20 protein-coding genes are annotated in these 25,464 nt (G+C 58.3%); 7 read left to right on the top strand and 13 right to left on the bottom strand.

The genetic code is table 11. The features are described from left to right. The first annotated feature begins 26 nt into the window (after positions 1-26). A complete protein-coding gene (locus B9Y51_RS09240; protein ID WP_085529479.1) occupies positions 27-1,040 on the top strand; it encodes a COX15/CtaA family protein in 1,014 nt (337 codons plus the stop codon). 94 nt (positions 1,041-1,134) lie between these two features. On the opposite strand, the gene B9Y51_RS09235 is transcribed toward B9Y51_RS09240, so the two are convergent. Further along, on the bottom strand, positions 1,135-2,067 hold the full coding sequence (locus B9Y51_RS09235) for a heme o synthase (RefSeq protein WP_048678628.1): 933 nt from the start codon (positions 2,065-2,067) through the stop codon (positions 1,135-1,137). A gap of 378 nt (positions 2,068-2,445) precedes the next feature. On the opposite strand from B9Y51_RS09235, the gene tkt reads away from it, so the two are divergent. From tkt to pgl, 5 genes are all read left to right on the top strand, one after another. Next, the gene (tkt, locus tag B9Y51_RS09230; RefSeq protein WP_085529478.1) at positions 2,446-4,563 is read left to right on the top strand and encodes a transketolase; all 2,118 of its coding nucleotides are present in this window, start codon (positions 2,446-2,448) and stop codon (positions 4,561-4,563) included. Positions 4,564-4,647: 84 nt separating this feature from the next. Next, on the top strand, positions 4,648-5,748 hold the full coding sequence (gene tal, locus B9Y51_RS09225) for a transaldolase (RefSeq protein WP_085529477.1): 1,101 nt from the start codon (positions 4,648-4,650) through the stop codon (positions 5,746-5,748). 134 nt (positions 5,749-5,882) lie between these two features. Then, entirely contained in the window at positions 5,883-7,394 is a 1,512-nt protein-coding gene (gene zwf / locus B9Y51_RS09220) for a glucose-6-phosphate dehydrogenase (protein ID WP_048678627.1), read from the top strand. Then, on the top strand, positions 7,394-8,380 hold the full coding sequence (locus B9Y51_RS09215) for a glucose-6-phosphate dehydrogenase assembly protein OpcA (protein WP_085529476.1): 987 nt from the start codon (positions 7,394-7,396) through the stop codon (positions 8,378-8,380). Before zwf ends, B9Y51_RS09215 begins: the two co-directional genes overlap by 1 nt. After that, positions 8,370-9,137: a 6-phosphogluconolactonase gene (gene pgl / locus B9Y51_RS09210; protein ID WP_085529475.1), complete on the top strand. Its 768-nt coding sequence runs from the start codon at positions 8,370-8,372 to the stop codon at positions 9,135-9,137. Before B9Y51_RS09215 ends, pgl begins: the two co-directional genes overlap by 11 nt. Positions 9,138-9,280: 143 nt before the next feature. Here pgl and secG read toward each other — a convergent pair whose 3' ends face one another. The 11 genes from secG to uvrA form a co-directional block, all read right to left on the bottom strand. Next, the gene (gene secG / locus B9Y51_RS09205; RefSeq protein ID WP_048678238.1) at positions 9,281-9,529 is read right to left on the bottom strand and encodes a preprotein translocase subunit SecG; all 249 of its coding nucleotides are present in this window, start codon (positions 9,527-9,529) and stop codon (positions 9,281-9,283) included. 160 nt (positions 9,530-9,689) lie between these two features. Beyond that, positions 9,690-10,505, bottom strand: a complete 816-nt coding sequence (gene tpiA / locus B9Y51_RS09200) for a triose-phosphate isomerase (RefSeq protein ID WP_048678625.1) — start codon at positions 10,503-10,505, stop codon at positions 9,690-9,692. Positions 10,506-10,649: 144 nt separating this feature from the next. After that, positions 10,650-11,873, bottom strand: coding sequence for a phosphoglycerate kinase (locus B9Y51_RS09195; protein WP_085529474.1), 1,224 nt, complete (start codon positions 11,871-11,873; stop codon positions 10,650-10,652). A gap of 48 nt (positions 11,874-11,921) precedes the next feature. Continuing rightward, on the bottom strand, positions 11,922-12,926 hold the full coding sequence (gene gap, locus B9Y51_RS09190) for a type I glyceraldehyde-3-phosphate dehydrogenase (RefSeq protein ID WP_085529473.1): 1,005 nt from the start codon (positions 12,924-12,926) through the stop codon (positions 11,922-11,924). Positions 12,927-13,325: 399 nt separating this feature from the next. Beyond that, the gene (gene whiA / locus B9Y51_RS09185) at positions 13,326-14,300 is read right to left on the bottom strand and encodes a DNA-binding protein WhiA (RefSeq protein WP_048678234.1); all 975 of its coding nucleotides are present in this window, start codon (positions 14,298-14,300) and stop codon (positions 13,326-13,328) included. Between the two features lie 72 nt (positions 14,301-14,372). After that, positions 14,373-15,398 (bottom strand): gluconeogenesis factor YvcK family protein, encoded by a 1,026-nt coding sequence (locus B9Y51_RS09180; RefSeq protein ID WP_085529472.1) that lies wholly within the window; start codon positions 15,396-15,398, stop codon positions 14,373-14,375. Between the two features lie 16 nt (positions 15,399-15,414). After that, positions 15,415-16,311 (bottom strand): RNase adapter RapZ, encoded by an 897-nt coding sequence (gene rapZ / locus B9Y51_RS09175; RefSeq protein ID WP_085529471.1) that lies wholly within the window; start codon positions 16,309-16,311, stop codon positions 15,415-15,417. A gap of 112 nt (positions 16,312-16,423) precedes the next feature. Beyond that, positions 16,424-18,406 carry an excinuclease ABC subunit UvrC gene (uvrC, locus tag B9Y51_RS09170; protein ID WP_048678229.1) on the bottom strand — a complete coding sequence of 661 codons (1,983 nt, stop codon included), beginning with the start codon at positions 18,404-18,406 and terminating at the stop codon, positions 16,424-16,426. A gap of 26 nt (positions 18,407-18,432) precedes the next feature. After that, positions 18,433-19,122 (bottom strand): lysophospholipid acyltransferase family protein, encoded by a 690-nt coding sequence (locus B9Y51_RS09165; protein WP_048678623.1) that lies wholly within the window; start codon positions 19,120-19,122, stop codon positions 18,433-18,435. Positions 19,123-19,263: 141 nt separating this feature from the next. Beyond that, complete coding sequence (locus tag B9Y51_RS09160; protein ID WP_085529470.1) at positions 19,264-19,986, bottom strand: HAD hydrolase-like protein; 723 nt, start codon at positions 19,984-19,986, stop codon at positions 19,264-19,266. Next, positions 19,983-22,871 carry an excinuclease ABC subunit UvrA gene (gene uvrA, locus B9Y51_RS09155; RefSeq protein ID WP_085529469.1) on the bottom strand — a complete coding sequence of 963 codons (2,889 nt, stop codon included), beginning with the start codon at positions 22,869-22,871 and terminating at the stop codon, positions 19,983-19,985. Before uvrA ends, B9Y51_RS09160 begins: the two co-directional genes overlap by 4 nt. Positions 22,872-23,046: 175 nt before the next feature. Here uvrA and B9Y51_RS09150 point away from each other — a divergent pair, with 175 nt between their 5' ends. After that, entirely contained in the window at positions 23,047-23,715 is a 669-nt protein-coding gene (locus B9Y51_RS09150; protein WP_082156600.1) for an MBL fold metallo-hydrolase, read from the top strand. A 21-nt stretch (positions 23,716-23,736) separates the two neighbouring features. On the opposite strand, the gene B9Y51_RS09145 is transcribed toward B9Y51_RS09150, so the two are convergent. Then, positions 23,737-25,437, bottom strand: coding sequence for a formate--tetrahydrofolate ligase (locus tag B9Y51_RS09145; RefSeq protein WP_085529468.1), 1,701 nt, complete (start codon positions 25,435-25,437; stop codon positions 23,737-23,739). Positions 25,438-25,464: the final 27 nt, after the last annotated feature.

Below are 25,464 nucleotides of genomic sequence, written 5' to 3'. Positions count from 1 at the left end.
GTCGTCAGATTATTGAGGTACTGAGAATGTCCACGCCCGCTCCGGCAACTTCGCCTTCATGGGCGGATCGTCTGATCCCTTTCAATGTCACGGCGTGGGTTCGGCGTCTGGGGCTGGCCTCGGTTCTGGTGAACCTCTTGCTCGTCATTACCGGCGGTCTCGTTCGTTTGACCGGTTCCGGTTTGGGGTGCCCTACGTGGCCACGGTGCACCGATGAGACGTGGACGAACGTCCCGGCAATGGGCATCCACGGTTTCATCGAATTCGGAAACCGTACGCTGACCGGCGCCGTCGGAATTGTGGCCCTCGCGACGTTCATCGCGGTATGGCGTCTTCGCGGCCGGTACACCGATCTGTTCTATATCTCGCTGGCATTGGGCGTGGGCGTCATCGTGCAGGCCATCGTCGGCGGATTCTCCGTGTTGGTTAGATTGAATCCCTGGATGGTGGGAGTGCATTTCATGCTCTCCGGAATCATGATCGCCATGGCCTCAATTTTCTATGCGAGGGCCCGCCGTTATTCCTTGCGATCGGTCATTGAGAGTGAACGACTGTCGGATACACCCGGACCGGATAATGTGCAGCGCTCGCTCGGTTTCGTGATTGCCGTTCTATCCACCGTGGTCGTGTACATGGGCACGTTGGTCACGGGAACCGGCCCTCATTCCGGGGACGCTTCTTCCGCCCGTCACGCCTTCAACCCAGAGACGGTGACCCGATTCCACTCGGTACCGGTCTGGGCTCTGATGATTCTCTTGGTCGTGACCTTCATCCTCGCGAAGAAGAGGCTGTGGGCACCAGCCGTTTCCAAAAACATCGTGGCAATCTTCGTCGTGATGCTATTTCAAGGAGCCATCGGCTACACCCAATATTTCACCGGGTCTCCTAGCTCTCTCGTCTGGCTTCACCTCGTGGGCGCAGGTCTACTGGTAGCGACGGTCACGTTCCTCTTCGAGCGCATGGTGGTCCTGGGCACCCCGGCCTTGCGGCAGCTGGCGGAAAGCCGCGTGGATATCGCGGAGGCCAACGGAATCGTCTGACGAAAACCATCGTCACCACGCCAAAACCCCCACTCATCCCTGGGATGAGTGGGGGTTTTCTTTCCTCGAAATATTCGGTGTGAGGCAGCCTGGCCTACAAGACTGACCCTCCGACAAATGGATCGATAGCCAAAGCGACAAATACGACGGTCAGATACGTAATCGATGCGTGGAAAACCACCATCGCGGTTCGAGACGTGGCTTCCTCAGCCAAGGCCAATTGATGCAGATGGTGGCATTTCCAGATGAACCAGGCACCTGCAATCAACGCTGTCAGACCATAGACCCAACCGGCACCACCGACGGGTATGAGCATGAGGGAACAGATGACCGTCGCCCAAGCGTACAGAACAACCTGAACCGAGACGGCCTTTGCGGACGCGATTGCCCCCAGCATGGGAATGCCTGCACGCTGGTAATCCTCCGCGTATTTCATCGACAAAGGCCAGTAATGAGGCGGAGTCCACAAGAAGATCAGGACGAAGAGAACCACGGCTGAAAAGCTGAGCCTGTTTTCAACTGCGGCCCACCCGATGAATACGGGCATACACCCCGCGATGCCGCCCCAAACAATGTTCTGAGCAGTTCGGCGCTTCAGAATGAGCGAGTAAAAAACCACGTACAGCAGAATCGCAGCGAGGCCAAGAACTCCCGACAGCGGGTTAACGAACATCGTCAGATAGGCCACAGCAACGATGGACAGTATCCAAGCGAAGACGAGTCCCTCGCGGTCAGTAACTTCACCCGTCACCAAAGGTCGCTTTTCCGTGCGCTTCATGAGCCGGTCGGCTTCGCGATCGATATAGCAATTAAATGCTCCGGCACCACCGGCGGCCATCGCGCCGCCGAGCATGGTGTTGAGGATCAGCCAAAGATTCGGGATTTCACCGGCCGCAAAAATCATGGTGGGTGCAGTGGTGACGAGAAGGAGCTCAATCACTTGCGGCTTGGTGAGAAGGAAAAATCCCTTGAGCTTTCGCCGCAACCCCACCTTGGACCCCGACGCCGCGCTGTGGGGGCTTGGCATCGTGGATCCCTTCCCCGCGCCGTCGTGGACGGTGTGCGCGGAAGGTGGTGTCTCGCTGATACTTTGGCGCTTCACTCATCGACCCTTCGTGATTGACGTTTTCACCCTACGGAATAGACCCGCTTGCCATCTTCAGATATCGACCGGGGTGGGAGGGAAAAACAACCTCCATCATATAACGAATTGGGCAGCACTCCCCAGCTGACACGTGATATTTCCGTCTCATCGCCGCATCGTGAAATGGTGCGTCCGCTGTCGGCTCACTCCCCTGCCCGTCTGGACCGTATTGGCATACTGTTGGAGGGAGAAATTGCGGGATTCTGATCTCGGTCACCCCGGTCGGGGCCCGCACATATCAGCGGAGAAAGGGGCAATTTCGTGCCTAACCTCAATGACAAGCTCGAATGGACCGACCAGGATCGTCGTGCGGTGGACACCGTACGCGTTTTGGCTGCGGACGCGGTCGAAAAGGTCGGAAATGGCCACCCCGGTACGGCGATGAGTCTCGCTCCTCTTGCCTACCTGCTCCAGCAGCGCGTCATGCGGCATGATCCTTCGGATGACCGTTGGGCGGGCCGTGACCGGTTCATCCTCTCCCCTGGTCACTCCTCTTTGACGTTGTACATCCAGCTCTATCTCTCCGGCTACGGTCTCGAACTGGACGATCTCAAGTCGCTCCGCACGTGGGGTTCATTGACTCCGGGGCACCCGGAGTACAAGCACACTCGGGGCGTTGAGATCACTACCGGTCCCTTAGGGCAAGGATTGGCTTCCTCCGTGGGCTTTGCATACGCCCAGCGTCGCATGAGGGGCCTCTTCGATCCGGAGGCTCCCGAGGGTAAGAGCCCCTTCGACCACATGATTTACACGATTGCATCCGATGGCGACTTGCAAGAGGGCGTGACCTCTGAGGCGTCGTCATTGGCTGGTCATCAGCAACTCGGGAACCTGATCGTGTTCTACGACCAGAACCAAATTTCGATCGAAGACGACACCGACGTCGCCTTCACGGAAGATGTCACCAAACGCTATGAAGCCTACGGTTGGGATGTCCGCACCGTGGATTGGACTCATGGCGGAGACCATTACGAAGAAAATGTCGAAGAGCTTTACGAACAGATTCGTGAAGCTCAAAAGGTCACTGATAAGCCGACCCTGATCGCGTTGAAGACCATTATCGGATGGCCGGCACCCACCAAGCAGAATACGGGTGCCATTCATGGTTCAGCGCTGGGCGGCGACGAGGTCAAGGCCGTCAAGGAAGTCCTCGGATTCGATCCGGAGAAGACCTTCGAAGTCAACGACGACGTTCTGGCTCACGCACGTGAAGTGAAGACTCGTGCACAGAAGGAACGCCAGGACTGGGAAAAGAGCTTTAGGCAGTGGCAGGAAGAGAACCCTGAATCGGCGAAGCTGTACCGTCGTCTTTCTGAAGGTGCCCTCCCCCAGGACTACAAGTCTTCATTCCCCGTGTTCGAAGCAGGCGAATCATTGGCGACCCGCGCGGCAAGCGGCAAAGTCATTAATGCCATTGCCGAGACCTTCCCTGAGCTCTGGGGCGGTTCTGCTGATCTCGCTGGTTCCAACAACACCACGATAGAATCCGCAGATTCTTTCAACCCCTCCTCGCGCTCGACCAAGAAGATCACGGCCAATCCTTACGGGCGTGTCCTTCACTTCGGAATTCGCGAGCATGCTGCGGCAGCTATCGTCAACGGAATCGTGCTTTCCTCGCCAACGCGAGCTTTCAGCGGCACGTTCCTCATCTTTAGCGACTACCAGAGGCCCGCGATCCGGCTCTCGGCGCTGATGGGCGTCCCCTCGATCTACGTGTGGACTCACGATTCCATCGGTCTTGGAGAAGATGGACCTACACACCAACCGGTCGAGCAGCTTTCGTCCTTGCGCGCCATCCCGAACCTCGACGTCGTCCGTCCGGGCGATGCCAACGAAACCGCAGTCGCTTGGCGCACCATTTTGGAGCAGAAGGAACGTCCAGCGGGTCTCGCCTTGACCCGGCAAGGGCTCCCGACTCTGGCCCGTGTGGATCTCCACCCCGAAGCCGAAGGGGAGAAATTCGGTTCGGCAGAAGGCACTGCACGCGGCGGATACGTTCTCGCAGACACCGATTCCACTCCGGACGTCGTGTTGATCGCTACCGGCTCGGAGGTGGAGTTGGCGCTGACGGCGCGCAAGCTCCTTGCCGAACGGGACGTGGCCGCCCGCGTGGTCTCAATGCCGTGCCGCGAATGGTTCGACCGTCAAGACGCCGCCTACCGTGAATCGGTCATTCCGGCCGGTGTAGCGGCCCGAGTATCCGTGGAAGCCGGAAGCGCGATGTCGTGGAACGACATCTTGGGATCAGCAGGACGCGCGGTTTCCCTGGATCATTTCGGAGCATCAGCCGACTACAAAACCTTGTACAAGGAATTCGGTATCACGCCGGAGGCCATTGTGGAATCGGCCCTCGAGTCGATCCACGCCTCGAAGGCATAGGACCGACGGGCCGGGCGGCGATCATGTGAGCCTCCCGGCCCACTCAGTTTTCGAATAACTTCATCGCCAAGAGGAGTACTACAGATGACTACCCACACCCAAAAGCTTTCCGACGCCGGCGTTTCCATTTGGCTCGACGACCTCTCCCGGGAGCGTCTGACGTCCGGCAACCTGGACGAGCTGATTCGGGACCGCAACGTCGTCGGCGTGACGACCAACCCGACCATTTTTGCTCAGGCTCTGTCCAAGGGTGACGCCTACGACGCTCAAATGAAGGAACTTTCTGAAGCCGGTGCCGACGTCGAGGAGTCCGTGTTCACAGTGACCACGGACGACGTCCGCGATGCCTGCGATGTCTTCGCACCAATCTACGAATCGACACAGGGCGTTGACGGACGCGTTTCGATCGAAGTTGACCCGCGTCTTGCTCACAAGGCCGAAGAAACCATCGAGATGGCACGCCGCCTCCACGAGACTGTGGGCCGAGACAACGTCATGATCAAGATTCCCGCAACAGAGGCTGGTCTCGAGCCCATCGCTGAGACACTCGGCCAGGGAATCAGCGTCAACGTGACGCTGATCTTCTCGCTCGAAAGGTACCGCGCCGTGATCAACGCGTTCATGACCGGTATGGAAAAGGCCCTCGAAAACGGACATGACCTGAGCAAGATTCACTCCGTCGCGTCCTTCTTCGTTTCGCGAGTGGATTCGGAGGTCGATGGTCAGCTGGACAAGATCGGAACCGACGAAGCCCAGCAGCTGAAGGGCGAGGCCGGGCTGGCCAATGCCCGCCTCGCGTATCAAGTCTACGAAGAAGCCTTCGCCACCGAGCGGTGGAACCGATTGGCTGAAGCCGGTGCCGCTGCACAACGGCCGTTGTGGGCCTCCACAGGCACCAAGGATCCGTCGTACCCGGACACCATGTACGTCACTGGTTTGTGCGTGGAAAACACCGTGAACACCATGCCAGAGAAGACGCTCGAGGCCACCGCTGACCACGCGGAGATCACTGGCGATTCCGTCAAGGGCACGTACGACCAGTCCGAGGCGGAGATTAACGCACTCGAGAAGATCGGCATCTCGTACAACGATGTCGTAGCCAAACTCGAGGAAGAAGGGATTCAGAAGTTCGAGGACTCCTGGAAGGAACTCTTGGACACTGTTTCCTCCGCCCTCCGCAAGTAAAACGAAGTCATCGCGCGTGGCGGCCGTGGAATAGCGGCCCGTCACGCGCGGTTTGACCATCTGGTGAGTTTTCACCGAGAAGATATTTCTTAATTAAAGGATTTGGTGTGTCGGTTACTCAAGAAACCAATCCGCTGAGAGATCCACAAGATCGTCGCCTGACCCGTGTTGCCGGGCCGTCGGCCCTCGTCCTCTTCGGCGTCACGGGCGATCTCGCCCGCAAGAAGCTCCTTCCTGCGATCTACGACCTCATGAACCGCGGACTATTGCCGCCAAAATTCGCGCTGGTGGGGTTCGGACGTCGCGACTGGTCGGATGACGATTTCAGGGCGGAAGTTCGCGAGGCCGTGGAGGCCCATTCTCGAACTCCGTTCCGGGAAGACGTGTGGAACCAGTTGACCGTGGGGATTCGCTTCGTCCAGGGGTCCTTCGATGAAGCTGACGCTTTCCGTCGGCTCAAGCAAACCCTGGCGGACCTCGAAGAGTCGCGAGGAACCCGGGGCAACCATGTGTTCTACCTATCGATTCCCCCGAAGGCTTTCGAGGCAGTCTGCACGCAACTCGCGGAGAATGGTCTTGCCGATCACGATGACACCACTGGTTGGCGGCGGGTCGTCATTGAGAAGCCGTTTGGGCACGATCTCGAGTCGGCTCGCGAGCTGAACGACATCGTGGAGGGTGTGTTCCCCGCCGATTCCGTCTTTCGTATCGATCATTACTTGGGCAAGGAAACGGTCCAAAATATTCTGGCGCTCCGATTCGCCAATGAAATGTTCGAGCCTTTGTGGAACGCGAATTACGTGGACCACGTACAGATCACGATGGCCGAGGACATCGGCATCGGCTCGCGAGCCGGGTACTACGAGGGTGTCGGCGCCGCTCGGGATGTTATTCAGAATCACCTGCTCCAATTGCTGGCTCTCACGGCGATGGAAGAGCCCATCACCTTTGACGCCGAGTACCTCCGAGACGAAAAAGCCAAGGTCCTCGCAGCCGTCACCTTGCCAGAAGACCTCGAAAGCTATTCCGCTTTGGGCCAATACGCCGAAGGGTTCCAAGGTGGCGAGGAAGTTAAAGGCTTCAAGGATGAAGAAGGCATTCCCGATGACTCTCGAACGGAAACGTTCGCAGCCATCAAACTCGACATCAACAATCGTCGTTGGTCGGGAGTTCCGTTCTACCTTCGGGCCGGGAAACGACTCGGACGACGGGTCACGGAGATCGCCGTCGTCTTCAAGCGCTCCCCCAACTTGCTGTTCCGTGAAAACTCCTTCGAGGAATTCGGCCAAAACGCCATTGTGATCCGAATCCAACCGGATGAGGGCGTGACCATTCGTTTTGCATCCAAGGTTCCTGGAACACAAATGGAACTGCGCGACGTCAGTATGGACTTCGGATATGGGCATTCCTTTACCGAGTCCAGTCCTGAAGCCTACGAGCGATTGATCTTGGACGTCCTTCTGGGAGAACCCCCGCTATTCCCTCGACACGAAGAAGTGGAACTCTCGTGGAAGATCCTGGACCCGTTCGAAAAGTATTGGCAGGACAGTGGGATGTGTCCGGAAGAGTACGACCCTGGTTCGTGGGGACCCGATTCAGCCCATCAACTGTTGGCTCGTGATGGTCGAGCCTGGAGGAGGCCCTAATGATCCGCACCCTCAAAGACACCACGAGCTCCACGATTGATAAAGAGCTCGCTCGCATGCGCGATGACACCGGCATCAGCACTCTCGGCCGAGTTCTGACCCTCGTCATCATGGCCGATAAGGGCCACTCAAAGAATGCCATCGACGCAGCGATCGCAGCCAGCCACGAGCATCCGTGCCGCATCATCGTCCACATCGCTCATGATGTGTCGGGCGATAACCGGCTTGATGCCGAGGTCAGCATGGGCGGCGACGCCGGAGCCAGCGAGATCGTGATTCTTCGCGGCTGGGGAGAGTCCGCTCGTCCAACCGAATCCTTGATTGCGGCTCTCCTCTTGCCGGACGCCCCGATCGTTGCTTGGTGTCCGCATTCATTGCCGGAATGCCCCGCTGATCACTCGATCGGTCGGATTGCGCATCGGCGGATCACCGATTCCGCTCGTGCCGAGGTTCCCTGGGACGCGTTGGAAGCTTTGCGCCTCCGGTATTCCCCAGGCGACACCGATCTGGCATGGACCCGGCTGACGTTGTGGCGCATCCAATTGGCGGCAGTCATGGACGATCCCGAGACTCATCACGTATCCAAGGTCATCGTCGAAGGGTCAGAGAAATCCCCGTCGGTTCTCCTGTTGGGTACTTGGCTTGGGTACCGCTTGGGTGCCACGGTCGAGATTCAAGAAAGCCCGCAGCAGCGCGGTCTGTATCGGGTCAGCTTGTGCCGCGATGACGGCCAAGTGACGATTTATCGCCCAGGCCAGAACATTGCGACCCTTTCCAGTCCCGGAAGCGCAGACCAGCAGATCGCTTTACCGGTGAGGACCCTTTCCGAATGTCTTGCCGAGGAACTTCGCCGGCTCGACCCAGACGAGGTATTCGGTGACGTCTTGCAGAATGGTCTGGCGTCGTCGGACGTGAAGTTCGTTCAAGGCCAGGCGCCGGTTCCTGCCGGAGATCCGAACCGGTACACGGAGGTCTATGATGCCTAAACTGCCGCAGGTCTTCAGATACCCGAATAAAGAGCTCGTCGCCCAATCCGCAGCCGCAAGGCTGTTATTACTCCTGTCCGACGAGACCGCGACACGCGATGTAGTCCACATCAGTATTACTGGCGGCTCGTTGGGCGCCGGCATCTGGTCCAAGGTCGCGGCGAGCCCTTTGGTGAGCACCGTAGCCTGGGAGAAGGTCCACGTGTGGTGGTCGGACGAGCGTTTTCTTCCCGAAGGGCACAACGAACGCAACGCGCAGCAGGCTTTTGACGCCTTCTTCGCTGAGGGTCCGATGCCGAAGGCCAACGCTCACATCATGGGTTCAGCAACAGCTTTCCCCTCCGAAGACGCGGCGGCTCAAGCCTATGCAGAGGAACTGGCCGCTCACGCGGACGCGGGCGCCGTCTCGCCCAACTTTGCGCTGTCCTTATTGGGGATGGGCCCAGACGGCCACATCGCGTCGCTGTTTCCCGAGCGTAGCGAGATCTTGTCAGAGATTGATGGTGTCCTGGCGATTCGTGAATCTCCCAAGCCGCCGCCGGAGAGAACAACCATGACTTTGCCCATGATCAACCGTTCCGAGAGAATCTGGTTTCTCGTCGCCGGTGGAGACAAGCAAGACGCCTTTCAGCGACTTCTCGCTCATCGCCACCAGGAAGAAGCATCCAGCGAGGTTTTGCAAGAGACGCCGGCAGTTGGCGCCCGTGGACGCACCGAGACGTTGTATCTGGCGGCGCAGGACGTCTTCAGTGACTGACCTGGTTTCTGCCCAGTGACCTCACAACTCGGGAACCTGATTTCACAAGGTCGATGCCCACAGTGAGCTGAACCCCATCAAAGTAAAGGGCCGTCCCACCGAAACGGTGAGACGGCCCTTGTACGTTCTTCTCGTTGAGAAAGTTAGACGGCGGTGAACCTCAGGAACAGCGCATAGCCGATAATGGCGAGGACCCAGATAATGGCCGTCGTCACGGTGAGACGGACCAAGTTTCGGGAGGCAACGCCGGAGGAGTTCAGCGAACTCGTCATTCCGCCACCAAACATGTCCGACAGTCCCCCGCCCTTGCCCTTATTCAGCAGGACGAAAAAGATGGTCAGCACACTGGTGAGCGCGATGATCCCCAAGAGGACCCAACGTAATATTTCCACTTCGACCTTTCGTTGCCTTGTGGCATCGCCTCAAGGAGGACAAGCGACGTGGCCACAACGAACATGACATTCAGCCCAACTCTACGTCATAGGATTGCTTGATCCATAGAGCGGAGGCGTGAATCACGCCTAGCCTTGTGTCGCCTGGTGGGGATAGCCCTTATTCAGAGACGACGTGCTTCTCGAATCGAGCGATGTTTGCGAATTCCTCGGCCTTCAAGGAAGCGCCACCGACGAGGACGCCGTCGACGTCCTTTTCGCTCAGAGTAGCCGCAGCGTTATCAGCCTTAACAGAGCCTCCGTAGAGGATGCGCACTGCGTTGGCCGTCTCGGCGTCGTAGAGCTTCGCGATCTCGGCACGGATTGCGGCAGACATTTCCTGAGCGTCGCCGGGACCGGCGACCTTCCCCGTGCCAATCGCCCAAACGGGCTCATAGGCGACAACGAGTGTCTTCGCTTGTGCGGGGGTCAGGCCGTCCAGCGATCCCCTGAGCTGCTCCAAGGTGTATTCGACGTGTCGGCCCGCTTCTCGTTCATCCAGGCCCTCGCCTACACACAGCACCGGGGTCAATCCGTGTCGGTACGCAGCCTGGACCTTGCGTGCGCACAATTCGTCGCTTTCTCCATGGATTGAACGGCGTTCTGAATGTCCCACGAGAGCGTAGGTGCATTCCAACTTCTTCAGGAAAGCTCCCGAGATATCGCCTGTGAAGGCACCCGAATCTTCCGGCGAGAGATCCTGCGCGCCATACACCAGGTCCAGCTTGTCCCCGTTGATAAGGGTCTGTACCGAGCGAAGATCCGTTGCCGGCGGAAACACGGCCACCTCGACCCGGTCGTGATCAAATTTGGCGTCGTTGAGAGTCCACGCAAGCTTCTGAACCAGCGCCACGCCTTCGGCGTGATCCATGTTCATTTTCCAATTGCCGGCGATCAGCGGCTTGCGGTCAAAGGTTCCGTTGGTCTGCGTCGTCAATGCGTTGTCCTTTGTGTCGTGGCATCCACACGATGCCGAGTTCACGGGTGTGGTATCGGTCGGGAGCTCAATCGCGCCCGCCCAGAGTCGTCCGGTCATAGAGAAGAGCGGGCCGACCACGAGGTGGTCGGCCCGCTAGTGCCTTTAGACGCCGAGCGCTTCCAGACCTGGCAAAGTTTTGCCTTCTATATACTCCAACGAGGCACCGCCACCGGTGGAGATGTGGCCAAACTCGTCGTCGGAGAATCCAAGGTTGCGAACTGCAGACGCCGAGTCGCCACCACCGATCACGCTGAAGGCGTCGGACTCAGCAACGGCCGTCGCGACTGCCCGTGTACCTCCCGAGAAGGCTTCCATTTCGAAGACGCCAACAGGTCCGTTCCAGAAAACGGTTTGAGCGTCCTTAATGTACTGGGCGAAGAGTTCCTGAGACTTCGGGCCGATATCGAGGCCCTGGCCTTCGGCACCAATTTCTCCGTCTTCCAACGAATCAATTGACCGAACCTCATGACGAGCATCCGCAGAAAACTCTGACGCCCACACAGCATCCGTCGGTAGGACGATCTTGGTGCCCTCGGCCTCTGCCCGTTCCAAATACTGGGTAACGGTTGAGATTTGGTCCGACTCCAACAGTGAACGTCCAACTTTGTAGCCCTGCGCGGCGCTGAAGGTGAAGGACATGCCTCCTCCGATCAGGAGAGCGTCGGCCTTGCCGATCAGATTGTCAATGACGGCAAGTTTGTCCGAAACCTTTGACCCACCCATGACAACAACGAAGGGCCGCTTCGGGTTGTCGATAATCGTCGAAAGGACTTTGAGTTCCGTTGCAACGAGGTCACCCAAGTACGACGGAAGGACCTTCGCGATGTCAAAGACTGAGGCATGCCGCCGGTGAACGGCGCCGAAAGCGTCGTCAACGTAGGCGCCTCGTTCACCGGTGAGGTGAGCAAGTTCCTCCGCGAAGCTCGCACGCTCTTGGTCGTCCTTGCTGGTCTCCCGGGGGTCAAAGCGAACGTTCTCGAGAACGAGGACTTCGCCTTCTCCGAGATCACGAGCCTTTTTCTGCGCGTCGGGGCCAACCACGTCTTCGGCGACCTCGACCGTGAAATCCGCGAGATCTTGCAACCGGTCGGCGGCGGGCTTGATGGAATATTTCGGGTCAACTTGGCCCTTGGGCCGGCCCAGGTGGGCCATAACGATGACCTTAGCCCCGGCGTCGGCAAGTTTTTTCACAACCGGCAAGGACGCTTTGACACGTCCATCGTCGGTCACGGTGGTCCCGTCAAGGGGCACGTTCAGGTCCGAGCGGACCAGAACGTGCCTTCCCTTGACACCACCGGCAATGAGCTCTTCTAGAGCATGTGCCATGGTGTTCTACTCCAACCTCTTCGTGGGAATCCGAATCCGATTCCTATCTTAGAGCTTGGCCGCCAACATGTTGACGAACTTGACGGTGCGGGACGTGAATCCCCACTCGTTGTCGTACCACGCGAAGACCTTGACCTGGCCGTTGAGAACGGAGGTGAGATCCGCATCGAAGACCGTGGAAATTTCCTCGCCGACAATGTCGGTCGAAACAATGGGGTCCTCGGTGTACTTGATGATGCCCTTGTAGTCGCCTTCGGCAGCCTTCTTGACGACCGCGTTGATCTCTTCCTTGGTGACGCCCTTCTCCAGGTTCAAGGAGAGGTCCACGATGGAACCGGTGATCGTGGGAACGCGGAATGCCATGCCGTCGAGCTTGCCTTCAACGGGTGCATAAACCTTGCCAACGGTACGAGCTGCACCAGTCGACGTGGGAATCATGTTGACGGCGGCAGCCCGGGCACGACGCAGGTCCTTGTGCGGCGCGTCCTGAAGTCGCTGATCCGCAGTGTAGGAGTGAATCGTGGTCATGAGTCCCGACTTGATGCCGAAGTTCTCATCGATCACCTTGGCCAGCGGCGCGAGGCAGTTCGTGGTGCACGAAGCGTTGGAAACTACGTGCTGGGAGTCGTTGTCGTACGTGTCGTCGTTGACGCCCATGACGAAGGTTCCGTCAAGGTTGGTTCCGGGGGCGGAAACGACGACCTTCTTGGCGCCGGCGTCCAGGTGCGCCTTTGCCTTGGTGCCGTCCGTGAACAACCCGGTCGATTCGAGAACGATGTCTACCTCGAGGTCCTTCCACGGAAGGTCTGCGGGGTTCTTCTCCGAGAGAACGGTCAACTGCTTGCCGTCGACGACGATGTGGCCATCCTTGACCGAAACATCTGACTTGAGCGGTCCGAGAATCGAATCGTACTTGAGGAGGTGTGCGAGGGTTTCGGGGCTCGTCAGGTCGTTGACGGCTACGACCTCGATGTTTTCGCCCTGCTCGAGCGCGGCGCGGAAGAAGTTACGGCCGATGCGACCAAAACCGTTGATACCAATACGTACAGTCACTGTTGATCAAACTCCTCAGTTTGAGTGCTTTTTGTTGGTGACTCATCCATGCGGAGGTCACCCGCCGAACCCTGACCACGTGGCATTCACATCGACAGGAACCCCACTTGACGGGTCTCCGTTCGGTCCTGGTCTTAGTTTAGGTGATTTTGTGTGTGTTTGGGTGTGTTTTCTCGATTTTTTTGGCGCGCAGAATCGAATGTGGACTACGGGGTATGGCGTGCGGCAAGGCCGCATGTCCTCGATTCGCCGAGTTGGCGGGCGGTGGCGACCATCACGACGTCGAAATGTGGTTTCGTGTGGCAAATTTACGCCGTGAGCATACTTAGCCACGTCGAGGGAACCGGATGGGTGAATTACCCGTCCAAGCGGCGTACGACGGGCTCTTCGTTCTATTCGCTATTCGTTGCTTGAACGGGGCGACGAGTCGGTTCCAGGAATTCCCTCCACCGCCGCTTGCTTATCGGCCATAGCGAGTAGACGACGAATACGTCCCGCAATCGCGTCTTTGGTGAGCGGGGGGTCAGCCAAGCGTCCGAGTTCATCCAAACTCGCATGACGATGCCCCAATCGCAGATGACCGGCATATTTCAGGTGCTCGGGCACGTCGTCGCCCAAAATCTCTAAAGCGCGTTCAACGCGTGCCCCGGCGGCGACCGCTGCCTGTGCGGAACGACGAAGATTCGCGTCATCAAAATTTGCGAGCCTGTTGGCCGTGGCTCGTACCTCACGATGCGTGCGGCTGTCTTGCCACTGCGAGAGAACGTCCTTGGCTCCCATGCGTTTGAGCAATTGACCTATCGTTTCGCCGTCGCGAACGACGACTCTGTCGGCGCCGCGCACCTCCCGCGCCTTAGCAAAGACGTCGAGTCGTCGGGCACAACCGACCAGCGCAAGGGCAGCTTCCGATCCTGGGCACGTGAATTCCATGGCCGATGAGCGGCCTGGCTCGGTTAAGGAACCGTGAGCCAAGAATGCGCCTCGCATGACGGCCTCAGAATCTGCGAGTGAGCCGTTGACGACGGCCGGAGGGAGCCCGCGGACGGGGCGCCCACGGGTATCTAACAAACCAGTCTGTCGAGCCAGAGCTTCACCGCCCTGGTCCACGCGCAATAGATAGTGACCACCGCGCTTGAGAGCGCCTCCGGAAACCGTCATTAAGACGGTTCGATGGCCGTATAGCTCCTCGATGGCAGTTTGAATACGTTGGGCCGTGCCGAGATGATCCAGTTCGGCTTCGATCATGATGTGCCCGGACACCAGATGCAGCCCACCGGCGAAGCGCAGGACGGTCGCGACCTCGGCCTGACGTGTGGAGGATTTTGGTACCTCGAACTTGGCCAGTTCGTCTTTCACGAGTGCCGTCAAGGCCATTTACGTTCCTCCGGGCTGATCTTGGATACGTGGTTCACGGGGTCTCGTGCGTACACGGGCCACAACGCGAGATTACACGGTGGGCGCGTCGGGTTCCATGCCGTACGCCTTGTCGCGAGTACGCATGACCTCCTGATAGGCGGCAGCAAGGCGCAATGGGTTATGGACGTCTTCTCCCCTGCGCGTCCTCATGCGGTTCCAGACCATTTTTGCCCCACGTGCCTCAACTGCTTCTTCAAACTCATGAGACCGCTCCATAGAAGTAGGGTCAGCGACGACCGCGTCAATTGACAGTTCTGGAGCATATTCCTCTAGGGATTCCAGGTGCCCGACCGCTCCTAGACGCGACGTTTCCTTTTGCTCCAATCCCAGATTCATCGAAACGCAGATTTTGGCGTCGGTTTGGCAGAGGGCATCTCTCGATTGTGGAAGCAAGAGATGGGGAATGACTGAGGTAAACCACGATCCCGGCCCGAGGATCACCCAATCGGCATCGAGTATCGCGCGGGTGGATTCCTCGCACTCACGTGCCTCTTCCGGCTCGAGGCTGAGATTCACAACGCGTGCAGCCTTTGCCAATTTCGCTTGTCCCACGACGCGTTCCCGAGAGCCGTCTTGCATGAAAGCATCACCAGAGATGATGAGCGGATCCAATGCCATCGGTAGAACGCGCCCTCGGGCCTCAAGAAGCCGGGACGCCCAATCCAATCCGGCGACGGGGTCGTCGAGGAGTTGCCACAGACTGACGAGAAGAAGATTTCCCATGGCGTGCCCATCGATTTCTTGCGGCGCCTCGGGAAGCGCCGAGAACCGATGCTGGATAGCGGCTCGCCACAAATAGCCCCACTCCGAGTCATCACACAAAGCGGAAAGTGCCATACGCAGGTCCCCAGGCGGCAGGACGTTGAACTGTTCTCGCAGGCGTCCGGAGGAGCCTCCGTCGTCGGCGACGGTCACGACGGCTGATATGTGGGGCGTGACGAGTCGCAGGGCACTGAGCGAAGCGTACAGTCCGTGCCCTCCGCCCAGTGCTGCGACCTTGGGAGCATCGTGTGATCCCGGAAGTCGCCGTCCTCGGCCCCGAGGTGTCTCATTCATCGAGCCGTCCTTCGCTCTATTCCCTACCGAGGTCCCTGTGTTGCACATTGACCGTCACGTTTTCTAGTTCGCCCAATCGGCGGGCGATTTCCTCGGTCACCGCAACTGAACGGTGTTTCCCTCCGGTGCAACCTATGGCGATGGTTGCATAATGTTTATTCTCGACACGATACCCCTCGATGACCGGCGAGAGCGACGGCACGAAATGGTCGATGAATTGCTTGGCGCCATCTTTGTTGAGGACGAAATTTTTGACTGGTTCGTCTCGCCCGGTGAAGGGACGTAGCTCAGGAATCCAGTGCGGATTTGCGATAAACCTCATGTCGGCTACGAAGTTTGCGTCCGGCGGTAGTCCGTATTTAAACCCGAAGCTCATGACGGTAATATTCACGATCGTGGGACCCGACATCGAATAGGTCTGCGAAATTCGTCGTGACAATTCGTGAACGTTAAATCCGGTGGTGTCGATGACGACGTCGGCTCGGCTCTTGAGATCCGCGAGCAATTCCCGCTCTGCTTGGATGCCGTCGAGAATCCGGCCATTTCCTTGAAGCGGATGCGGACGCCGTTGCGCCTCGTACCTCGCGATAATCGACTCGTCGGAAGCATCGAGGAACAAGATGGTGAATTCCACCGGAGCATTCTGGAGCACACCGAACGCCTCTTTGAAGTCCGCAAACAGTGCCTTGCCACGGATGTCGATAATCACCGCAAGTTTCGGCATCGATTGAGGCGCCCTAGCGACAAGATCCACCAATGGAGCCAGAAGGTTAGGCGGAATGTTGTCGACGACGTACCAACCGGCGTCTTCCAGGGTGTGGGCGGCCGTAGATCGGCCGGCACCCGAGATTCCGGTAATAACGAGCATCTCGGTTTGTGCGGGCTTTTTGGGTGTGAGGTCCTCGGAATTCATCGGAGGGTTCACATGCGTCACAGGTAGCTCCCGGTGTCGTTTGAAGACGGAAAACAGGTTCGGACCGGTCCCGCGAAGGCGCGGGGCGAACGACGAGTCTCGTGCTTTAAGCCTACCCGGCCTCGGCCTCTGATTCTGCTGGTTTCTGGCCTTCTGTGGATAAGTGATCCAAGATTTTTGTCGCTAAAGTCGGGCCGATGCCCCGCACCCGGGTCAAGTCGTCGACGCCGGCCTCCCGTATCGCCTTCAACGAACCGAAGTCTTGGATCAGCGCCTCGCGTTTGGCCTTCCCGAGACCCTCGATGCCGTCCAAGGAGGAAACCAACATGGCTTTGCCGCGCTTACTTCGATGGAAAGTAATGGCGAAGCGGTGTGCTTCATCTCGAAGGCGTTGCAGCAAAAAGAGGCCGTTGGAAGATCGAGGAAGAATGACCGGGAAATCGTCTTCGGGCACCCAAATTTCTTCGAGACGTTTGGCGAGACCGATGACGTCTACGTCGGTAATCCCCAGGTCATCCAGTGCCTGGCGGGCGGCCGCCACCTGAGGTGGTCCACCATCGACGACCACGAGATTGGGCGGATACGCAAATTTCGCCGGCTCAGTCGCGGCGGATTCATCCACCTCGCCCGAGGTCGGCGGTTCCGACTCGCGTTGACGTTGATCCTCAAGATGGCGTTTGAAGCGCCGGCTGATGACGTCGTACATCGAGGCCGTATCGTCTCGAGCAGCTTCTCCACGGATCGAGAATTTTCGATAGTCCGCTTTTCGCGGAAGCCCATCCTCAAAGACCACCATTGAGGCGACGACATTCGTTCCCTGGACGTGTGAGATGTCGTAGCACTCAATCCGCATCAACGGGTTGGGAAGGTCTAAAGCCTCCTGGAGTTCTTGAAGCGAAGCGCTCCTCGTGGTGAGGTCTCCGGCCCGCCTGGATTTATGCAGGGTCAAGGCTTGCTTTGCATTTTCCGCGACGGTTCCCATTAATTGGACGCGTTCGCCGCGTTGAGGCACGGAAATACCGACCTTGCTTCCGCGGAGCTCGGTGAGCCACTGCTGAAGGTCATCCGCATTTTCAGGCATCACCGGAACGAGCACGTTTCGTGGGATTTCATTGAGATTCAACGTCGCGTCGTCGGGAGAGCTGGCCAAGGTCACCGCAGATTCGCCATAAACCTGTTGCAATAACTGCTCGACCATTTCTGGAGCCGAGAGATCTTCCACGCGCTCGACGATCCAGCCACGTTGCCCACGGATGCGTCCTCCTCGGACGTGGAATACCTGGGCGGCAGCCTCGAGTTCATCTTCGTGGAATGCGAAGAGATCGGCATCCACCGAATCGGACAAGACGACTGCATTGCGTTCGAAGGCCTTTCGCAATGCTCCAATGTCGTCCCTCAGACGAGCCGCCCGCTCGAATTCCATATTCTCAGCGGCAGCTTCCATCTCGGCGGTCAGCCTCTTTATGTGCTTCTCTGAGTCCCCCGCCATGAATTTGCACAGCTGATCGGCCAGTTGTCGATGCTCCTCTTCATCGATGCGGCCGACGCACGGAGCTGAGCATTTATCGATGTAGCCGAGCAGGCACGGGCGATCCGCTCGTTCGGCTCTCTTGAAAACCGACCGGGTGCACGTTCGGACGGGGAAAACCCGCAACAGCGAGTCCAAAGTTTCCTTGATAGCCCACACCTGCGAGAACGGGCCAAAGTACCGTGACCCTTTTTTCTTCGCGCCCCGCGTCACCTGGGCTCGCGGAAATTTCTCGGACATCGATATCGCTAAGTACGGATACGATTTGTCGTCCCGATACATAATGTTGAACCGAGGCGTATATTGCTTGATCCAGGTGTATTCGAGTTGGAGCGATTCCATCTCGGAGCCGACGACGGTCCATTCCACACTCGATGCGGTATGAACCATCGCATAGGTTTTGGGTGGTAACTGACCCGGTTTTTGAAAGTAGGAATTCAGCCTATTCCGCAGGTTTTTCGCCTTGCCGACGTAGATGACACGACCGAACTCATCACGGAATCGATACACTCCCGGACTGGTGGGGATCTCCCCCGTCGCGGGCCGATAAGATGCCGGGTCTGCCATGCTTTTCTCCCTGCGTAGTATTCCTCCTATTCGGCTATGCCCGAATCTTTGTCCAAGGACGGTGAGGTATTGTATTCGTTCTTTCGCGGTTGCCCTGAAAGCTGTGCAATTTCATCCATGATGAGATCCGTCGTTTGGCGCCGTTGCTTACCCGTCTGCCGATCACCCATACGATCGAAGTACATGGGCTTTCCGACCCTTACCGTGAATCTCACCGGTCGGATGAGCCGGGAACCAGGCGGCTGGAGCTTTTCCGTTCCGATGAGGCCGATGGGGACCACCGGGGCGCCCGTCTTATGGGCCAGCCACGCTACGCCGATCCGGCCTCGATACAGATATCCGTCCCGCGAACGAGTTCCTTCTGGATAGATCCCGAAGACCTCGCCTTGCTCGAGTCGTTCGAGTCCCTTTTCCAGGGCCTTTAACCGTTGGGACTGGTCCGATCGGTTCACCGGAATGATGTCAATCATGTCGAAGAGCGTCTTCATCAATTTGCCGCGCATACCCGGTGAGTTGACGTATTCGGCCTTGGCGAGGAATGCCACGCGTCGGGGCATCATGGCGGAAATGATGACGCTGTCGAGAAATGCCCGGTGATTTGAAGCGACGATCACGGGGCCATTCTCAGGGAAGTTCTCCAACCCGGTCACTCGAGCCCGAAACCCTGTCTTCAATAGACGGGTTACCGCGGATTGGGCCAATGAATACAGCGTCACGAGCAACTCCCCTCGATTATTTCGTCGACCCTACTGTACCCGCACCGCACGCGCGAGGCGGAACGCCACTATTGACGTGCAAAGTACATGCGCGGCTCCCCGACAGGCCTCACGGCGTTCGGAAGAGGCATTCTTGACTTCTCATGGGGCAAGAGGAAGGCCGGTCATATCTCGAAGGGCTGCCCGCAGAGATGCAGAGTCGTCGACGATCGGATCTGCGCCGGCCGCCTCTAATTCCTCAGGACCGCCAAAGCCCCAAGTCACGCCGATGCACGGTAGCCCATTGTGGGCAGCGCCCGTGACGTCGTACTCGCGGTCACCGACCATAACCCCGCTCAACTCGACGGCGTCTCCACGTGCTTCGGCGTCGTCCTTCACCTGTCGTAGGGCCCGTTCTATGACACCGGCCTTGTCCCGGGGAAGATCGTGTGTTTCAGGCTTCAGGGCGTCCCACGCACCAGAGACGACGTCGAAGTAGTTGCTCATGCCGAAGTCGTCGAGAAGGATCCTGGTGGTCGGCAGGGGTTTTTGCGTCGCGATTCCGACCCAAACCGGCAAAGTACTCAGTTCTTGAAGCAGCGAACGCATTCCCGGATACAGAACCGACACGGACCGTGCACGTTCGAGATATCCCTTGCGATACGTCGTGAGAATGTCTCGGTGACGCTCGCGGGGAATCGACGTGTACCGAGCCAGCGACACATCGGTGGGTGGCCCGACGAATTTCCTCAACGTTTCAGGATCAGGCCTGTCAAAGCCGTGCATCGCGATGGCATCGGAAATGCCTTCCGTAATGGCTCCGGCAGGATCCAGCAACGTTCCGTCAAGGTCAAAGAGAATTACGGTCGTTGGGCTCACGGTCATGGTGACTCCAAAACTTCGGCAAGGAATTGCCCCGTGTAGCTGTTCTTGTTCCGAGCCACGTCTTCAGGGGTTCCCTCAGCGACAACCGTTCCGCCGCCGGAACCACCTTCAGGACCCATATCAACGATCCAGTCGGCGCATTTAGCGACATCCAGATTATGTTCGATGGTGAGAACGGTATTTCCCTTGTCCACGAGACCCTGCAGGACGTTGAGCAACTTGCTGATGTCTTCGAAATGAAGGCCCGTCGTCGGTTCGTCCAAGACGTAAATCGTTCGACCATTTGAACGCTTTTGTAGTTCCGAGGCCAGCTTGACGCGTTGGGCTTCACCGCCGGAGAGGGTCGGCGCGGGTTGACCCAGCCGAATGTAGCCGAGGCCGACATCGACCAGCGTATTGAGATGACGAGCAATCGGTGTGAATGCGGCGAAAAACTCCGCGGCTTCCTCGACCGGCATGTCGAGAACTTCCGAGATGGTCTTTCCCTTGTACCGAATCTCCAGGGTTTCGCGGTTATAGCGCGCACCGTGGCAGACCTCGCACGGCACAAAAACATCCGGCAAGAAGTTCATTTCGATCTTCAAGGTTCCATCACCGTGGCAGGCTTCGCACCGTCCGCCTTTCACGTTGAAGGAGAATCGGCCGGGAAGGTACCCACGAACCTTCGCTTCGTTCGTTTCGGCAAATAATTTGCGGATGTGATCGAAGACCCCCGTATATGTGGCCGGGTTGGAGCGCGGCATACGGCCAATGGGGCTCTGATCCACGTGGACGATCTTGTCGAGAAGGTCCACTCCCTCGACACGACGGTGACGACCTGGGACCTGTTTGGCCCCATTAAGCCTATTGGCGAGGCTCGTATACAGGATGTCGTTGACCAGCGTCGACTTACCCGAACCTGAAACACCCGTCACAGCCGTCAAAACTCCCAGCGGGAACGAGACGTCCAGGTTATTCAGGTTGTTCTCCTGCGCGCCGACCACCTTGATCATGCGCTTTTTGTCGATAGGTCGACGTTTGGTCGGAACAGCGATCTCGCGATCCCGGTTGAGGTACGCGCCCGTGAGCGACTCCGGGTTGTTGAGAATCTCCTGGTAGGGACCGGAGTGAACGATCCGGCCGCCGTGTTCGCCGGCACCAGGGCCGACGTCGACCACCCAATCGGATTCCTTGATCGTGTCTTCATCGTGTTCGACGACGATCAACGTATTTCCGAGGTCGCGCAGTTTGGTTAACGTCTCAATGAGACGGCGGTTATCACGCTGGTGAAGACCAATAGACGGTTCGTCCAGCACGTACAGAACCCCGACCAAACCGGATCCAATTTGCGTGGCCAATCGGATTCGCTGGGCTTCGCCTCCGGAAAGTGTGGCCGCGGCCCGTCCGAGGTTGAGGTAATCGAGCCCTACATCCAATAGGAATTGCAGGCGCGCATTGATCTCCTTGAGCACCTGCTCGGCGATTTTGACTTCACGCTCAGTCAGCTCAAGCCCTGCCATGAATGCTTGCGCGTCCGACATCGACATCGAGGTGACATCGGAAATCGACGCTCCCCCGACGGTCACCGAGAGCATGGTGGGGTTCAGCCTGGCGCCTCCACACGAAGGGCAAGGAACCTGACGCATGTACTGCTCGTATCGGTCTTTAGCGCGGTCCGACTCGGTTTCCAGGTGCTTACGTTTGATGTACGCGTAGACGCCTTCGAATCCGGAGGTGTATCGGCGTTCGCGACCAAACCTGTTCCGGTAGGAGACCTCGACCTTGAAGTCTTTACCATCGAGAATTGCGCTTCGCGCTTTGGCGGATAATTCCTGCCATGGAGTGTTGAGATCGAAACCGACCTCTTTCCCGAGCCCGGCTAGTAGGCGAAGCCAATATTCGGAAGAAGCCTTGCCCAACGACCACGGCGCCACAGCGCCCTCGCCGAGGGTCTTCTCCGGGTCAGGGATAACGAGGCTTTCGTCCACCTCGAGACGCGACCCGATGCCGTCACACTCCGAGCAGGCACCAAAGGGACTGTTGAAGGAGAACGCACGAGGCTCAATTTCCGACGTTTCGATGGGGTGCTCGTTGGGGCACGCCAGGTTCTCGCTGAAAGCACGCAGACCTTCGTCGGAGTCGTCGTCCACAAAGTCGATTTCGACCCGGCCGTCCGCAAGTCCAAGAGCCGTCTCCACGGAATCCGTGAGCCGTTGTTGAACAGATTCCTTGATGACCAATCGGTCCACGACCACGGAAATCGAGTGCTTATATTGCTTCTTAAGCTTGGGGGCCTCCGAAAGCTGGATCTGTTCCCCATCGACGATCGCCCGGGAGTACCCCTGTTGCGTCAGATTGGCAAAAAGATCGACAAATTCTCCCTTGCGTGACCGAACCATCGGCGCCAGGACCTGAAGTTTGGTGCGTTCGGGATAGGCCATCAATTGATCGACGATGGCTTGTGGCGTCTGTTGGGTAATGGGTTCACCACAGATGGGACAGTGGGGATGCCCGATGCGTGCCCATAAGAGGCGCATGTAGTCGTAGATTTCGGTGATCGTCCCGACCGTCGACCGAGGGTTCTTTGACGTCGACTTTTGGTCGATGGAAACGGCCGGAGAGAGGCCTTCGATGAAATCGACGTCGGGCTTGTCGACCTGGCCCAAGAACATGCGCGCATACGCTGAGAGGGATTCGACGTAGCGGCGTTGCCCCTCCGCGAAGATCGTGTCAAAGGCCAAAGACGACTTGCCCGAGCCAGACAGCCCCGTGAAAACGACCATCGCGTTTCGCGGAATGTCCAGGTCTACGTTCTGGAGATTATTCTCTCGGGCACCTTTGACGAGGATCCGAGTGAGATCTTGCGGTGCTCCTGGTGGCGTTGCCTGAACGTGCTGAGTGGTCATGAACTGCCTGTCTTCGTGGTGGCTACCGGACGTAAGTCCGCATCGATTTCGTCGTTCGTATTCGAAGATTTATTCTAACGAGTCATGGAGGGTTTGTGGGCGTCGTCTGCCGCTGGTGAACGAATCTTCGGCACGGGTTGTGCCGAAACCCCTAGAAAGTCCTAAACTCGGCACCATGATGGCAATCGCTACCGAGAAGATCGACCTGAGTGACGTCACCATCCGTTATATCAGCGTCTCGAGCATGGACAACAAGGTTTATCTCGTGACGTGCAAACGGACCGGCACACAACTGCTCATCGACGCCGCCGATGATCCCGACGCAATTTCAGGCCTCGTTGCCGCCGGTGCACACGACGTCGACGATCAATGTGCCTGCTGTGGCAACGTGCAACTCATCGTCACGACCCATTCGCACTGGGATCACGTTCGGGCCCTGCCCGAAATCGTCTCCCGGTCCGAGGCTCTGACCGCGTGCGGGGCGGCCGATGAAGCGGACATTAACGTTCCGATGGATATTACCTTTGAGGATGGCGACACCGCGGACCTGGAAGGATTCTCACTCGACGTCATCGGCTTAGTGGGCCATACCCCAGGTTCGATTGCCCTGGCCTATACGCCCGACGACGGACCGAGCTACATCTTCACCGGCGATTCGCTGTTCCCCGGCGGTCTAGGCAAGACAAGTTCACCGGAAGCCTTTAATTCGTTGTATCGCGATGTCACGACCAAGATTTTTGATGAATATGGTGATGACACGGTGATCCTGCCTGGCCACGGTGACTCCACCACGCTGGGCGCGGAACGCCCCCATCTCCAGGAATGGGCCGAACGAGGCTGGTAGCTCCCCCCTCGGGGCAAGGCCTCAGAACAGCCCCCGCAACGTTCCGTTCTCGTCGAAGCCAATTCGCTCGGCGGCTGGATGCCGTGACAGGCCGGGCATGGTCCGCATGGTGCCGCAGATGGCATACACGTAGCCGGCGCCCGCCGCGAGTCGCGCTTCCCGTACGGGAAGCCGCCACCCCGTCGGAGCACCCTTCGCGGAAGGGTCGGCCGAGATCGAAAGGTGCGTCTTGGCGATCACGACCGGTAGCTCCCCGAATCCGAGTTTTTCGTACCGGTCCAGTTGGGCTGCCGCCGACGAGGACAGGTCAATGCCATCCGCGCCGTAGACCGTGGTCGCCACTTTCTCTAGCTTCGTGACGAGGGAATCGGAGTCATCGTAGGTGAAGCGAAATTCACCGGGCTCCTGACAAGCCCGGACCACGGCCTCGGCCAGTTCGGTGGCTCCCGGCCCTCCTTCGGCCACACCGCGATGCGTGGCGACCTCGGCGCCGAGATCTCGTGCGATATCTCTGATCGCCTGATGTTCGGACTCGAAGTCCGCGGGAAATGCATTAATGGCGATGACGGGCGAGATTCCAAATGACCGGAGAATTTCGACGTGCTTTCTCAGGTTTTCGGCGCCTGCCACGACGTCGTCGGGACTCTCGGTGAGAAGTCCCTCAGGCAAGGGGCTTCCCGGTGTGATGCGATACCGACCTGAATGTGACTTCAACGCACGCACGGTAACGACCAGTACCGCCGCATCCGGACGCAACCCGCTGACTCGACATTTAACGTTGACGAATCGTTCCGCGCCCATGTCTGACCCGAATCCGGCTTCGGTGATGACGTAGTCGCTATGCTCGAGACCCACATAGTCCGCGACCACGGACGAATTGCCCGTCGCGATATTTCCGAAGGGCCCCGTGTGAATTAGTGCGGGCACATGTTCCAAGGTCTGCATGAGGTTTGGGTGCATGGCGTCCGCCAGAATGACGCTCAGGGCGCCGTCGGCTTTGAGATCCCGCGCCGTGACTGGTTCACCTGAGGAGGTGAATGCAACGACAATACGTCCGAGACGTTCCTTGAGATCTTCAAAACTGGTGGCGAGTGAAAGAATCACCATGAGTTCGGACGCGGAGGTGATGTCGAAACCCGATTGACGCGTCACGCCGTCGGCGCGTTCGCCGAGTCCGAGGACGATATTTCTGAGCGCACGGTCGTTGACGTCAAGGACACGACGCCAGAAAATGGTGCGCTCATCGATGTCGAGCTCGTTGCCGAAATGCAGGTGATTGTCGAGTATCGCGGCCAGCATATTGTGAGCCGACGTCACGGCATGGAAATCACCCGTCAGATGAAGATTGAGCTTTTCCATGGGAACGATTTGCGAATATCCGCCGCCGGCCGCGCCGCCCTTGATACCGAAGGTGGGGCCCATCGATGGTTGCCGGAGGGTCAGTAAAGCTTTCCTCCCGGTCGCAGCAAGACCCTGAGCCAGCGAAACACTGGTAGCCGTCTTTCCTTCACCGAGCGGCGTCGGCGTCACGGCGGTCACGACAACGTATTTTCCCTGATGCTGGCGCGCTCCTTGCGATTCCGCCAGAACCACCTTGGCGACGTGCTTCCCGTACGGCTCTAAACGGTCATCGTTGATGCCCACCGATTGGGCTATACGGGCGATGGGCCAGAGATCGGCGCTCTGAGCGATTTCGAGGTCGGACGGAAAAGCATTGGACATGGGTCATCTCCTCTGGGTGTCTCAGAT

The sequence above is a fragment of the Kocuria massiliensis genome (assembly GCF_900169715.1).
In the GTDB taxonomy this organism is placed as follows: domain Bacteria; phylum Actinomycetota; class Actinomycetes; order Actinomycetales; family Micrococcaceae; genus Rothia; species Rothia massiliensis.
This window is presented reverse-complemented; position numbering and strand designations above follow the sequence as displayed.